Here is a 14,017-nt window from a genome sequence, read left to right as displayed (position 1 = left end):
CCCTTGGACACCCCCGGCGCCAAGGTCGTCTCTGACCATCAGGCCGACAACGCGGCAGAGGCCCAGCTGGATGTGCAGGCCCTGACCGAAGCCACCGCCGCCTGTGACACTGATCGCGTGGTGATCGTTGGCGCGGGGATGGCCGCGCTCTATGCCGCCCTCGAACTGGCCCCGCGGCCGGTGCTGATGATCTCACCCGAAACACTTGGCGAGGGCGCCAGCTCGGCTTGGGCGCAGGGCGGCGTTGCCGCCGCGATGGATCAGGCCGACAGCCCTGCCGCCCACGCCACCGATACGGTGCGCGCCGGTGCTGGCACTGTCGACGCCGAGGTCGCCGCCATGGTCACACAGGTTGCCCAGGATCATATTCTCGATCTGACCGACCTTGGCACACCCTTTGATCGCACTGCTGACGGCGGCTTTGTCATGAGCCGCGAGGCCGCCCATTCCATGGCTCGTGTCGTCCGGGTGAAAGGCGATCAGGCCGGTCGGCAGATCATGGAAACGCTGATTGCCGCAGTGCGCGCCACAGCCTCGGTTCAGGTCCACGAAGGCACCCAGGCCGTGCGGCTGGAGGTGGCAGACGACCGCGTCACCGGCGTCTGGGTCAGCGATGCTGGCGGCACCTCGGTGCCCGTGCTGATCCGCGCCCCTGCGATCCTTCTGGCGGGGGGCGGTTCCGGGGGGCTGTTTGCGCATACCACCAACCCGCCCCGCATCCGGGGCCAGGTGATCGGATTTGCCGCCCGCGCCGGTGCCCGCATTGCCGATCCTGAATTTGTCCAGTTTCACCCCACCGCCTTTGACATCGGCGAAGACCCCGCGCCCCTCGCCACCGAGGCGCTGCGCGGCGATGGCGCCACGCTGATCAACAAGGACGGCATCCGCTTCATGCTGGCCGCGCACCCGGACGCCGAACTGGCCCCCCGTGACATCGTCGCCCGCGCAATCTTTGCCGAAACCCAGGCCGGCCGTCGCCCGATGCTGGACACCCGCGAAGCTCTTGGCGCCGAGGTGCTGACCCGCTTTCCAACCGTGGCTGAGACCTGCGCCCGCGCCGGTATTGATCCCGTTGCGGACCCGATCCCGGTGGCGGTTGCCGCCCATTATCACATGGGCGGGATCGACACCGACATGCAGGGGCGCGCCAGCCTCGGCCGTCTCTGGGTCTGTGGCGAAGCCTCCTCGACCGGGCTGCATGGCGCCAATCGACTTGCCTCCAACGGGCTTCTGGAGGCTCTGGTCTATGCCCGCACCGCTGCCCGGGACATTGCCGCAACACTTGGCCCGCAACCGGACCAGATGCGCACGCCGCCTGCACTGTCCCTCAGTTTCGCCCCTGCCACAACGCCCGCCGCCCCGGCCAGCGCCATCGCCCGCCTGCGCGAAACCATGACCGCCCATGTCGGCGTTCGCCGCGACGAAGCCGGGCTGAAAACCGCCCTCAGAACGATCGAGGAGCTGCTGGCAGAGTTCGGCGACGACGAGAGCTTTGCCAATATGTGCGCCACCGCCACCCTGATTGCTGCCGCCGCGCTGGACCGCCGCGAAAGCCGGGGCGGCCATTTCCGCGACGATTATCCTGAGGCCGACCCGGCGCAGGCCCATCGCACCCGTATTACCCTCACCGAGGCGCGTGCGATCCGCGCCGCCGCCGTCAAGGATCCGACATGACCCCGTCCTTTGCCACTCTGCCCGACCTGATCCTGGAACCGCTGGTCCGCGCTGCCTTGCTGGAAGACCTCGGCCAGAGCGGGGATATCACCACCCGCGCGGTGATCCCGGCAGGCACCACCTATGAGGCCCGGCTCAATGCACGCGATACCGGCGTTATCTCCGGTATGCAGATTGCCCGTATCGCTTTTCATCTGGTTGATCCCTCGCTGAAGATCGAAACGCGCGTGGCTGACGGCAGCCCCTGCACTCCCGGTCAGACCCTGATGACCATCGCAGGATCAGCCGCGTCGATCCTCTCGGGCGAACGTGTGGCGCTGAATTTTGCAGGCCGCCTCTCTGGCATCGCCAGCCTGACGGCCTCCTTGGTGGCAGAGACCAAGGGGACCGCCACCCGCATCACCTGCACCCGCAAGACCACACCCGGTCTGCGCATGGTCGAAAAGCAGGCCGTGCTGCATGGGGGCGGCTACAACCACCGCTACGGTCTCTCCGATGCGATCCTGATCAAGGACAATCACATCGCCGCCGCAGGCGGTGTCGCCGCCGTCCTGCGCGCGGCCACGGCCAACGTCAGCCACATGATGAAGGTCGAGATCGAGGTGGACACCCTCGAACAGTTGCAGGAGGTGCTGGAGACGGGCGGCGCCGATGTGGTGCTGCTCGACAATATGGACACGCCAACCCTGACGAAGGCCGTGGCGATGGCCAAAGGTCATCTGGTCACCGAAGCCTCCGGCAATATGCGCCGCGACCGCATTGCCGAGGTGTCAGCCACGGGGGTTGATTATATCTCCTCCGGCGCGCTGACCCATTCGGCGCAGACGCTGGATCTCGGTCTCGACTTCTGAGGTCTTCGCACCTTCTGGTTTCTTGACCAGACCTGATCAGAAAAACGGGGGCCCGCACGCCCCCGTTTCTCGTTTGATGTTCTTTGCGCCGTCCTCAGCCGCCCGCAGGCACGTTATGCGCCGCCGCACGGATCGGCGTTGCCGACAACATCACCATGCTGCCCACGTCCAGATTGCGCACCTCATAGTCGGGCCCCTTGGCACCGGCCTGAACCTCCGTCGGCAGATGGGCGCAGGCCGTCGGTGTTATCGCGCAGATCACCACATCACGCCCGGTCAGTTGCGTCAGGCGAAAGGCCACCGACAGATCGTGCTGCAAGCCGGATTTCTTGCCCGATGGCAGCGACAGATAGGTGCCGGTGACATAGATCGGACCTTCCACCGGGAGGATCTGATCGGCCATCCTGCGGCTGTCGGCTTGCCAGGCGGTCACATCGCGATGCTGGAGCAGGTTGAACGCCAGGTAGATCAGCGCCACAAAAGCCAGGAGATTGCGTCCGATGCGGTCCCAGACGCCGCCCCGCGCCGCCAATTCCTGCGAAAGCAGCCCCAGCAGCACCGCGTAATACAGCCATACAAAGCCGGAGACACGCGGCGGCAGGGTGATGCCGGTCTTGATCGTCTGCACAAAGATCAGCCCCATCCCGAGGCAGATCCCCGCCAGCGGATAGATCGCGCGCCAGGGGTCGGATCTGCCGACCAGCCAGACGGCCCAGCCAAACAGCGCCACCTGAAATACGGTCAGCGGCAGGAAGTGGAACGAGACCAGCGAGGCCGAGCTGCCGAGGAAATCACCAATCAGCCCGATATTTGCCAGCAGCGATGCCAGATCATGCGCCGGCTTCGGCATCCGCCACTCCGCCATCGGGATCCCGAAGACACCGTGAAACAGGTAGTTCAGCGTATAGATCGACGCCATCGCCAGCGCAAAACACAGGATAAACAGCCCCAGCAGCGATGCCAGATCCCGGGCAGAGCGCTGCGTGTCCGCACGGGTCAGACAGAGTGCCAGCAGAAAGAACGGATAGGTCGTATAGGCGGTCAGCGCCAGCGGCACAAAGGGCACCAGCAGCCAGCGGCAGGCCCGGTCCGACAGTTGCGTGGTCGCCAGCGCATAGATGGCAAGGATCGCCATGCCCGGGATCAGCGTGTTGAACCACAGTGAAATCAGCAGCGCAGGCGCCGACAGCCCCGCAATGAGCGCCACCGCGCCCTTGCGCCATAGCGGCGCCCCGGCCCCCAGCGCATTATGCGCCAGACAGCCCAGCGCCACCGCCCATAACCCGTTGTAGATCAGATAGTTGGCCCAACTCGGTAACAGTGTCTCGCGCAGGTGCCACAGGTAATTGACCCAGCGCCCCTCCATTAGCGTTTTGACATAATAGGTCTCTGCATCGCCAAACAGCGCAGGGTAATCATCGTGACGGATCAGCGGATCCGGCAGCTGGAACACCGCCGCGATCAGCAGCCCGAAAAAGGCCACCGCGATTGTCGCCAGCAGGGGCATTGCAGCGTCCCGGCGCGCCACAACCGGACTGTCCATCACCAGTGTCATTATATCGTGCCCTTTGCCGTATCCGCACCCAACAGCCCTGCCGCCCGCGCCTGCCGCGCGATGATCGCAGCGCGGATCTGTGCGATCCGGGTCACCATCAACTGCGGCATCAGCGACACCACACCCCGGCGCAGCCGCCAGCCAAGACTGCCCGCAGGCGGCACCGGCTGCCCCGCCAAAAGCTCCGTTGCCAGAACCTCCTCCGGCAAACCCGCACGCCCCGCTTCATTCACATAGAGCACAGTATTGTAGCGATACCAGGGTTCTACCCCCTCGGCCTCTCTCAGCGCCGGGCGTACGCAGTCAAACGCCCGATAGCCCCGCGCGGCAAAGAGATCCTGCCAGAAGGACAGCGGCTGTTCATTGATATGAAACTCGCCGCCCTGCCCCGGAACAGCCGCCGAAAACAGCACCCGATCGGCATGGCGCGTCAGCCCCGCAACCAAGGTTGCGGAGGCCGCCGTCGGCAGATGTTCACCAACCTCCAGGCTCTGCGCCAGCTCGAACCGCCGACCCAGATCAAAATCGCCGGTCAGATCCGCCGCATGGTAACACCCCGCCGGGATCGCCAGACGGTTACGATCCACATAATCGCCGTCCACCCCGGCGATGTCAGCAACGCCGGAATTCGCCCATTCACTGAGCCAGACACCGCGACCGCTGCCCAGATCCAGCACACTCCGCGCGCCAAGCCAGGGCTGCACCGCCGCGATCAGCGCCTTCGCCGAGCTGCGCGCGCCGGCCTCGATGTAATCGTAGAATTCATTTGAATACACATGCGACATTTCTTGCCACTCCTCTTTACGCGCCGTGTCCGGCGTAGACCCAGATCTTGAAAAACAGGTAGTTCTGAACCGGCAGCCAGACTGCGGCGGTGGTTGCCGCCAGCCACTCCGGCCAGCCCAGCATCGGACCGATGACACCCGTCAGCAGCGCTGAAGTCACAAACCCAAGGCCGACCGTGCAGCCAAACCGCAGCGCCTGGTCCGGCTGGCCCAGCTTCTGGCGGAACGTCCAGACGGTCTGGCCGACATATTGCGCCAGAACCGCCAGGCCAAAAGCCAGCGCATTGGCCAGCCCCGCCGCCAGACCGATATGCAGGAACCCCAGGAACGCCAGCACATAGAGCGCTGCAACCGAGACGCCGACAATGGCAAAGCGGATCAACTGGCCGAGATCTTTCTGAACGGCGGCGCGGATCATGACGCTTCTTTTTGGGCCGGTTCAGCCAGTGGCGCAGCTACGGCGCGGCTGTCGCCGATGAAATCGACCGCATGGGCGGCGGGATGCCCGGTCTCCTGCGACAGGAAATACAGCGGGCGCTGTTTGCTCTCCATATAAAGCCGTCCGACATATTCGCCGAGAATCCCCAGCGTCAGCAGCTGGATCGCGGAGAAGAAAGAGATCGCCAGCAGAACCGAGGCCCAACCGGCAACGGTGTTGAACAGGATCAGCGAGCCAAAGACATAGATCGCCATCAGCACGGTCACCAACAGGCTGAAGAACGCCAGCCGTGTGGCCATTTTCAACGGTTTGGTGGAGAACCCGGTCAGCGCATCGGTGGCAAAGCGCAGCATCGCCTTGAACGGATATTTGGTTTCCCCCGCGACACGCGCTTCGCGGATGTATTCGAGACCAATCTGGTGAAATCCGGCCCAGGCAAACATGCCGCGGATGAACCGCGCGCGTTCCGGCATTTTCAGCACCGCATCCAGCGAGCGACGGCTGACCAGGCGGAAATCGCCGGTGTCTTTGGGGATATCCACATCCGACAGCGTATTGAGAAAACGGTAGAACAGATAGGCCGTCGCCTTCTTGAACAGGGTTTCCCCCTGGCGCTCGGCGCGGCGGCCGTAGACCACGTCATAGCCGCGATCCATCATCATCATCATGTCGGGCAGAATTTCCGGCGGATCCTGAAGATCGGCATCCAGCATGAAAATCCGCGCGCCGGTCGCCGCCTCCAGCCCAGCCGTCAGCGCAACCTGATGGCCGCGATTGGCCGACAGACGGATGCCCCGCACCACCGGATGACGCTTATGCGCCGCTTCCATAGCGGCCCAGGTTTCATCGCTGGAACCATCATCGACCAGAATGATCTCGGCCCGTTCCGCCCAAGGTTCGATTGCCTGCACCAACCGATCCACCAACAGGGGGATGGACTCTTCCTCATTATAGCAGGGTACAACAACGGATAGATGCACCTTCTCGCCCCAATTCTGTTTATCGTCTGCTCACAACCGGGGGACCATCCGCCCGGCATTCCAGCGCGATGAAAACATCTCAAGGGGGGTATTCTCACCCGAAATGGTTAACGCGCAGTTCCGTTTTTGGTCACAGAACGTGGCCAAACCGTGGCGAACCGGGGGTCAATCCGGGGAAAAACAGCGATTTTTAACAGGATTTGATGCGAAATCACAAACAATCGCGCGGCAGGCTCTCGCTCCATTCCTTAACGCAGACTTCGGTCTGCCCGGCACCTTCGCAGGCGACAACCCTGCGCCAGAGATGGAAATCCTCCCGATCACCGCGCATCTCATTGTCGGTATCGACCTGCACCTGCCAGTCACCACGCGCGAATGTAAACCGCCACTGGCTGGTAAAGGTGGCGCTGGCCGGATCATCCGGATGCACCGCATAGCGCATGGCGACATGGCTGCCGACCTCCAGCCCATGCACCGGGTCAATGGCCGCGCCATAGTCATCAAAAGTCTCCAGCACCAGCGTGCCGTCGGCCTCTTCATAGGTGTTCGATGTGCCGGATGGGGCGCGGGTGACCTCTGCCTGATAGGTCGGATAATCCCGCGCGGCGCTTGGCGCTTGCGCCTCGACCTCTTCAGCGAGTGAACGTTCCGGCAGGATCAGCGCACATCCCTCCAGATGCAGGGTCAGCGCCACAGGCTCGGGCGCGGGCCAGACGATCGGCCAATAGGAGGTCGACAGCGCCAGCCGCAGCTTATGCCCAGCCCTCAGATGATGCGCGCATTCATTAAGCGCAAACTCAACCTCATAGCGCCTGCCGGGAACCAGCCGCGCCGCGTTCTCATGGCTCTCATCATGGCAGAGGTTCCGCCCGCGATAGGTGATGCGCTGCGACACGCCATTCGGGGCCACATCACACAGCCGCGCCATCACCTGCGCCACCGGTCTGTCGACAGAGAACGCCAGCCGCAGCCGCGCCCGACCCAGCAACTCCAGCGGGGTCTCAAGCGGCGCCGTATCGAAACAGGCCGACAGCGCATCATCACCCGCCTGATCGCCCGGCAGTTCATTGTCGATCCGCATACCTGCGCAGAAATACCCGCTCCCCATGCCCAGGGTTGCTGGATTGGATACCACAACCTCCCCCGCACCCGGCACCGCCTGCAACCTCCCCTGCTGTCCCAGATGATGCGCCACCTCGCGCACATTCGGGGAGGGCCATGCAGTCTCAGCAATCCAGCGCCCCTGCCGGGGTTTGTTTTCCTTGGTCGGATTGAAATGCTCCTGCATGTAGGTGCGATAATCCGGCAGATCCTCCGCGCCGCTGTCTGCGCCCTTCAGCCAGCGATCAAACCAGCGCAGCACCTCGCCGTGGAAATCATGCCCTTCCAGCTTGGAAATATGGGCATAGCGGTGCTCCCATGGGCCGATCAGCGCCTTGGCGGGCGCCTGCATATGGGCCGCCAGTGCAGGTGGTGCATTCACATAGGCATCGGCCCAGCCGGTGATCGCCAGCACTGGCACCTTGATCGCAGACCAATCCTCGCAGATGGAACCGTGTTTCCAGAATTCATCGCGCTGCGCGTGGGACAGCCAGTCCGCGGCCAGAAACGGCAGCGTCTCGATCCGCTCCACCCAGGCCGCGCGCCAGTCCGGGCGCAGCTCGGGATCCAGCGGGCGGGTTTGATAGGCAAACATCTGCGACGCCCAATTGGCATTATCGCTGAGCAGGCAGCCCCCCATGAAATGGATATCATCGGCATAGCGATCCACGGTTGATGCCACGCTGACCACCGCCTTCAACGCCTCTGGCTGACGCGCGGCCAGCTGCAAGCCGTTGAAGCCGCCCCAGGAAATCCCGATCATACCGATATTCCCATCGCAACAGGCCTGCGCCGCAAGCCAGGCCAGCACCGCCTCACCATCGCTCAGCTCCTGTTCGGAATACTCATCGTCAAACACCCCCTCGCTATCGCCCGTGCCGGCAATATCCACCCGCAGGCAGACATAGCCCTCAGCCGCAAAGACCGGATGCGTGGTGGCATCGCGCGGCGCAGTGCCGTCGCGTTTGCGATAGGGCAGATATTCAACGATCCCAGGATAACACCCCTCTGCCGCTGGCCGCCACATCCGCGCCGCCAGCCGACGCCCATCTGGCAGCGGGATCCACAGATGTTCAACTCCGGTGATCTCCATCGCCATGGCGCGCCCTCTTCCTGTCTGGTTCAATCTCAAGCTGTTGCCGCCCACCCAAACGGTCGGCGATCCGGAGGTCTAGTCTCCCTGCGACATATCCTGCGCCACCGGCAGGATTGGCGCGGATTTCTCCAGCGCCAGCTCCGCATCGGAAAACACCCAAGGACCACGCACGCCCGGCACATCCTCCGGCGCAATCTGCATCTGGCGGTGCCTGATCTGCGGGTCCTCAAACGCCTGCCCAATGGTGTTGATCGGCCCCGCAGGCACGGTCGCGGCCTCCAGCGCCGCCAACAGATCCGCCTGCCCCCATTGCGCCAGCACTGCCGCCAGCATCGGTGTCAATTCGCCCCGGTTGGCCACCCGCAGCTGGTTGGAGGCAAAGCGCGGATCAACCGCAAGCGCCGCCATGTTCAAAACCTCGCAGAGCCGCGCAAACTGGCCGTCATTGCCAACGGCAAGGATCACATGCCCGTCGCGCACCGCCATCACCTGATAGGGCGCAATATTGGGATGCTCATTGCCCATCCGGGTCGGGCTGGTGCCGGTTGCCAGATAGTTCATGTTCTGATTGGCCAGCATGGCGGTGGCGCAATCCAGCAGTGACATGTCGATATGCTGCCCCCGCCCGGTTCTATGGCGCTGTTCCACCGCTGCCAGAATGCCGATGGTGCCATAAAGCCCGGTGACAATATCGGTGATCGCCACCCCGACCTTCTGCGGCTCACCCTCCGGCGTACCGGTGATCGACATCAGCCCGGACATGCCCTGCAACAGGAAATCATAGCCCGCCCGCGTCGCATAAGGCCCATCCTGCCCAAAGCCGGTCACCGAACAGTAGATCAGACGTGGATTGACCGCTTTCAGACTGTCATAATCCAGCCCGTATTTCGCCAGCCCGCCGACCTTGAAATTCTCGATCAGGATATCGGCATCCCGGATCAGCTCCAGCACCGTCTGTTTGCCGTCTTCAGTGCGAAAATCCGCAGTGACGCAGGACTTACCCCGGTTCGCCGCATAGTAATAGGCCGCTGTTTTATCACCGTCGCGCTCGATAAAAGGCGGGCCCCAGCGACGGGTATCATCCCCCTCGGGGCTCTCGACCTTGATGACCTCCGCCCCCAGATCGGCAAGCGACTGGCCAATCCATGGCCCCGCAAGAATACGGGCCAGTTCGACCACCTTCAAACCTGCAAGCGGTGTCATGGGCACTCCTGTCAGTCCGCCCGCAATCTGCGGGACATCCCCCTGCCAAGGCACGGCAGAGTGTTCTGACAGAGACTTAGCCTATCCATTCCTCTGCGGGCAAATAATTTGATCAAAACATGCGGAGAGTCTTCAGAAGGGAGTGGCCAGGCGGAACAAGCGGATGTTGCTCTCTTAAGTGTGATGATTGCGATCGGTTAGCATAATTCCGGAAGAATTTCCACGCTACGAACCCAAGCAATACTAATCCAAGCAAAGCGAAGGGTGCTGCTGATCGCAAATCGGTCATAAAACAACATTCTCGATACGCTGCCAAAAACTCCTCATCCCACTCCGCAAAACCGCTATGGGTGAAGAACACGCCTTTGCCCACTTGAACGATTAGCCAAGCTGCAAAGATGAGTAATATTCCACAAACGAGGACAATCCACTTCATATTTGCAATATAGCTGCGTTGCAGAAAGGAGCAACGATGACCTCAGAGCAGACCAGCAGGGCGTCCGGAACCAGCAGAACAGTTGGCGCCAAATTCCACCGTATGAGGCATCGCTGAGCGACACGATGCAACAGCAGCTACAGCGCCAAGCCGCCCTGCCAGACCTGCTGCAGCTCCAGCGCGTCGTTCAGATGCAGCACATCGGCGCGCGCGCCGGGTTACAAGCGCCCCAGATCGGGCCGCCTGATCAAATCCGTCGGTCGGCTCGTGGCCATCTCCAGCGCCGTCTCCAACGGCAGATCGCAGGTCTCGACCAGGATCTGCACCGCCGTGGCCAGCTCCAGATGGGCGACCGGGGCTGCCATCATGCGGCGCGAGCCAGGTCATCTCTTTGTCCAACCAGATCAGAAGCGACCCGCGCTTTCTGAGCGCATCGTTGTAGCTGAACCAATTCGTCGTACGGTAGCGGGCAGGTGCGGGCTTGCTCATCTGCCCCGTCTAACCGCATGGATTCGTGATGTGAATCCTTAACACTCAGAGTTCTGCAACAACGCCTTCAAAGCTGCCAATACGACTTTCACCTTGAATGCAGGGCTGTGGTTCCGTCTGGGTCGTCTTGCCATCGTTGTTCCTTCGTCCCGGCACACTGCCGGATGAGGAACGGGAAATCCACCTAGCTCAACTGTTCATATTTCTCGGGCCACATCTCCATCACGGTCAAGGCATTGTTTCCCCCACTCTTTAACAAGCTTTTTGGCCCGACTGAGCACTTCGTCACTGGAGGTCGGGTGATCCGGTGCGATCGGTACTAGTATTTTCCGGGGCATGAATGTGATCCTTTGCTGTGACGAAGGTTAGGTGACTGCCCCTCGAACTTATCGACGTTGCCGAACATCAATAAAAATCAAAAAAATTCTCAAATTTCATAAATGAAATTTATACGATACCTTGCGCGGCGAACACAGCAAGCCTCAATGAAGCATTTTCCGAACGACCTCTATCGGAGAAGACAGGAACAGAACCAAATGAACACTCGTCTCAACTTAGAACAAATACGGGCATTTCTGACCGTCGTGCGCCTCGGTGGATTTAGCAAGGCAGCCGATGAGCTAGGCTTGACACAACCAGCCGTGACTACGCGGATCAAAAACCTAGAAAACACCTTGGGCGTGGAGTTGTTTGAAAGAACGAGTGGAGGCGTTCTTTTGACCAAGAGAGGGGATATTCTCGCCCGCTATGCAAAACAGTTCGAACAGCTTTCAGAGCTCGTGCAACGAGATGTTATGGATCCCTCAGGTATCGAGGGCCATCTTCGCCTAGGAGTTTCCGAAACTATCGTTCAATGCTGGTTACCGTTATTCATTGAAGAGCTTCATCGAATGTATCCTGCCCTCGAAATCGAGATCAACGTCGATATATCGGTCAACCTCCGTACAATGTTGCTTGATAGAGAGATCGACCTTGCCGTCTTACTAGGGCCAATTTCTGAGTACTCTGTCGACAACGTCGAGTTACCAGAAGTGGATCTTGCCTGGTACCGAGCCGAAAGTGACCAAAGCTCCAACGACCAACCGTCTCGATACCTAGAAAAGCCCATATTTACATATGCAAGAAATACGCGTCCTTTTCGGGAATTGCGCTCTGAACTTCTTGAACATTTGGGTCCAAACTACTCACTCTTCCCCTCCTCTTCGCTGTCAGCTTGCTTTCGCTTAGTTGAATCTGGCTTGGGCGTCGCTGCATTGCCGCGTGTCTTGGGGCAGCGCTTCGTATCTGAAGGGCGAATTTGCGAGTTCGATCCTGGGTGGCGCCCAAACCCCCTGAAATTCTCAGCGTCTTTCCTCGGTGAACCAAAGAGCCATCTACTAGAAACCGCAGCGGCCATCGCAAGCGCCACTGCACAAAGCTTCGACGATAAAAAACTTTAATGGGATTGCGAAGATCTTTTTAATTTGTTTTTATGTTAGCCCAGATCGATACTCCCACCACTGGGAGGAATCGTACTTTGCCAATCTCACATGCAGAACTTGTCCAAAAACCTCTAGCAGAAATTCGAGACGTTATTCGCCGCGACAGCTACCACTCTCACACAGCTGGGCTGGGTAACGGATTTCTTCAAGCCAACATCGCAATCATGCCCTCAGAGTCCGCCCTGGACTTCATGCGCTACTGCCAACGCAACCCCAAGCCATGTCCGTTGACCGGTGTCTCCGACACTGGGAATCCAAAGATGTTCACCATGGGCAGGGACATCGATATTCGTACTGATGTTCCGGCTTACAATATTTATCGTGACGGGAAGCTGGAAAGCACTGTCGGGAACATTCGAGACATCTGGCACAACGACTTGGTCGCATTTGCTCTGGGCTGCTCTTTCACATTCGAGCATGCACTCAATGATGCAGGCATTCAACTGTGGCACATTAATAATAACAAAACAGTGCCAATGTTCCGCACATCAATCGAAACCGTTCCATCGGGACCGTTTGGCGGTCCGATGGTCGTCAGCATGCGGGCAATTCCTGAAGATCAGCTAAAAACCGCAATCTCCATTTCTAAGAACTACCCCCTTGCGCATGGGGCACCAGTGCATTGGGGCGATCCTGCGGAAATCGGGATTCAAGACGTTAACCTCCCTGATTGGGGCGATCCAGCGCCAGTGGAAGCCGGGTTTATACCCGTTTTCTGGGCCTGCGGCGTTACTCCACAGGCAGCTATCGAGCAGGCCAAACTCCCTCTCTGCATCACACATAAGCCGGGTCATATGCTGATTACCGATATACCGCAGGATGCAGAGAATCCGATCTTAGCACCCGACAATCATCAATCAAACTAAGTCCAAACAGGAGAACTAAGATGAGAAAATTCACTGCATATCTGGCGGCAACCGCATTGCTTGCATCGCCTGTAATCGCAGAAGATTTGGCTGTCGTCGGCAGTTGGTCCGGCTTGCCACTTCACAAACAATTTGAAGCACCTTTCTGGTCGGAAACCCTTCCAACAGCTTCCGGTGGATCAATCAACGTAAGCCTGACCACGCACAACCAAATGAACCTTGGGGTTGGAGACGTTTTCCGTCTGCTCGGGGACGGCGTTTATGACGTTGCAATGACAGTTGGCGACTATGCAGTGGCCGATGCGCCAGAACTCGAAGGTCTGGATGTCCCGCTGCTTGCACTTACGGCCGACGAAGCCCGCGCGATGGTCGATGCTGCACGTCCGATGGTTAGCGACATCTATCGGGACCGCTTCAACAGTCACGTTCTGGCGATCGCGCCCTACCCACCACAGGTGGTATTCTGCAATGGTGACGTGAACTCTCTTGCTGACCTCAAAGGCCTAAAGGTCCGTGCCTCTGGGCGTATGACCGCCAAGTTCCTCGAAGCCCTTGGAGCTGAGGGTGTCAACGTCAGCTTTGCCGAAGTACCTGGTGCTCTCCAGAAAGGGGTGGTCGATTGCGCGGTAACTGGTGCCGGATCTGGCTACAGCTCTGGGTGGTGGGAAGTATCTACCAATCTTTTGGCCATCCCCTTGGGTGGTTGGGATCCGGTGGTCACCGCCATCAATCTGGACAAATGGAATTCTCTAAGCACCGAAACTCAGGAATTGATCCAAACCCAGGTGTCAGCCGAATTTGAGGAGCCTGCATGGGAAGTCGCTCAAGACGCGCTGGTCAATGACATCGCCTGCTTGACAGGGAATGGCGAGTGCCCATCTGGCGAAACGCGTAACATGAAGCTTGTCGAAGTTTCGGAAGAAGACTTCAACAACGCGAGGGAAACCCTGGTCAGCGAAGTTCTCCCGGCGTGGGCTGAACGCGCAGGTGCTGATTGGGCCAAGCGGTGGAACACTAGCGTCGGTCAAGTCGTCGGCGTGTCTGTTGCCGCAGAATAACAG

12 protein-coding genes and 1 pseudogene are annotated in these 14,017 nt (G+C 60.2%); 5 read left to right on the top strand and 8 right to left on the bottom strand.

The window, feature by feature from the left end; genetic code table 11:
* The first annotated feature begins 3 nt into the window (after window positions 1-3).
* Both VWZ87_RS18610 and nadC read left to right on the top strand, forming a co-directional pair.
* Window positions 4-1,674 (top strand): L-aspartate oxidase, encoded by a 1,671-nt coding sequence (locus tag VWZ87_RS18610; RefSeq protein WP_416536612.1) that lies wholly within the window; start codon window positions 4-6, stop codon window positions 1,672-1,674.
* Window positions 1,671-2,525 (top strand): carboxylating nicotinate-nucleotide diphosphorylase, encoded by an 855-nt coding sequence (nadC, locus tag VWZ87_RS18605; RefSeq protein WP_416536611.1) that lies wholly within the window; start codon window positions 1,671-1,673, stop codon window positions 2,523-2,525. Before VWZ87_RS18610 ends, nadC begins: the two co-directional genes overlap by 4 nt.
* A gap of 94 nt (window positions 2,526-2,619) precedes the next feature.
* On the opposite strand, the gene VWZ87_RS18600 is transcribed toward nadC, so the two are convergent.
* The 8 genes and pseudogenes from VWZ87_RS18600 to VWZ87_RS18565 form a co-directional block, all read right to left on the bottom strand.
* Window positions 2,620-4,080 (bottom strand): hypothetical protein, encoded by a 1,461-nt coding sequence (locus tag VWZ87_RS18600; RefSeq protein WP_416536610.1) that lies wholly within the window; start codon window positions 4,078-4,080, stop codon window positions 2,620-2,622.
* Window positions 4,080-4,865, bottom strand: coding sequence for a hypothetical protein (locus VWZ87_RS18595; RefSeq protein ID WP_416536609.1), 786 nt, complete (start codon window positions 4,863-4,865; stop codon window positions 4,080-4,082). Before VWZ87_RS18595 ends, VWZ87_RS18600 begins: the two co-directional genes overlap by 1 nt.
* A gap of 16 nt (window positions 4,866-4,881) precedes the next feature.
* Window positions 4,882-5,283, bottom strand: a complete 402-nt coding sequence (locus VWZ87_RS18590; RefSeq protein WP_340547428.1) for a GtrA family protein — start codon at window positions 5,281-5,283, stop codon at window positions 4,882-4,884.
* Window positions 5,280-6,284: a glycosyltransferase family 2 protein gene (locus tag VWZ87_RS18585; protein WP_416536608.1), complete on the bottom strand. Its 1,005-nt coding sequence runs from the start codon at window positions 6,282-6,284 to the stop codon at window positions 5,280-5,282. Before VWZ87_RS18585 ends, VWZ87_RS18590 begins: the two co-directional genes overlap by 4 nt.
* 211 nt (window positions 6,285-6,495) lie before the next feature.
* The gene (locus VWZ87_RS18580; RefSeq protein ID WP_416536607.1) at window positions 6,496-8,484 is read right to left on the bottom strand and encodes a CocE/NonD family hydrolase; all 1,989 of its coding nucleotides are present in this window, start codon (window positions 8,482-8,484) and stop codon (window positions 6,496-6,498) included.
* A gap of 72 nt (window positions 8,485-8,556) precedes the next feature.
* Entirely contained in the window at window positions 8,557-9,684 is a 1,128-nt protein-coding gene (locus VWZ87_RS18575) for a CaiB/BaiF CoA transferase family protein (protein ID WP_416536606.1), read from the bottom strand.
* Window positions 9,685-10,338: 654 nt separating this feature from the next.
* On the bottom strand, window positions 10,339-10,488 hold the full coding sequence (locus VWZ87_RS18570; protein WP_340547540.1) for a hypothetical protein: 150 nt from the start codon (window positions 10,486-10,488) through the stop codon (window positions 10,339-10,341).
* A pseudogene (locus VWZ87_RS18565) lies at window positions 10,466-10,609 on the bottom strand (IS5/IS1182 family transposase); the annotation flags it as partial. The gene VWZ87_RS18570 and the pseudogene VWZ87_RS18565, both read right to left, overlap by 23 nt.
* A gap of 536 nt (window positions 10,610-11,145) precedes the next feature.
* Between VWZ87_RS18565 and VWZ87_RS18560 the strand changes: the two are divergent.
* The 3 genes from VWZ87_RS18560 (at window position 11,146) to VWZ87_RS18550 (ending at window position 14,014) form a co-directional block, all read left to right on the top strand.
* Entirely contained in the window at window positions 11,146-12,048 is a 903-nt protein-coding gene (locus VWZ87_RS18560) for a LysR family transcriptional regulator (RefSeq protein ID WP_340547432.1), read from the top strand.
* A 77-nt stretch (window positions 12,049-12,125) separates the two neighbouring features.
* Window positions 12,126-12,956, top strand: a complete 831-nt coding sequence (locus tag VWZ87_RS18555) for a putative hydro-lyase (RefSeq protein WP_416536605.1) — start codon at window positions 12,126-12,128, stop codon at window positions 12,954-12,956.
* Between the two features lie 20 nt (window positions 12,957-12,976).
* Window positions 12,977-14,014, top strand: a complete 1,038-nt coding sequence (locus VWZ87_RS18550) for a TRAP transporter substrate-binding protein (RefSeq protein ID WP_416536604.1) — start codon at window positions 12,977-12,979, stop codon at window positions 14,012-14,014.
* Window positions 14,015-14,017: the final 3 nt, after the last annotated feature.

This window comes from Phaeobacter sp. JH20_37 (assembly GCF_048056015.1).
In the GTDB taxonomy this organism is placed as follows: domain Bacteria; phylum Pseudomonadota; class Alphaproteobacteria; order Rhodobacterales; family Rhodobacteraceae; genus Phaeobacter; species Phaeobacter bryozoorum.
This window is presented reverse-complemented; position numbering and strand designations above follow the sequence as displayed.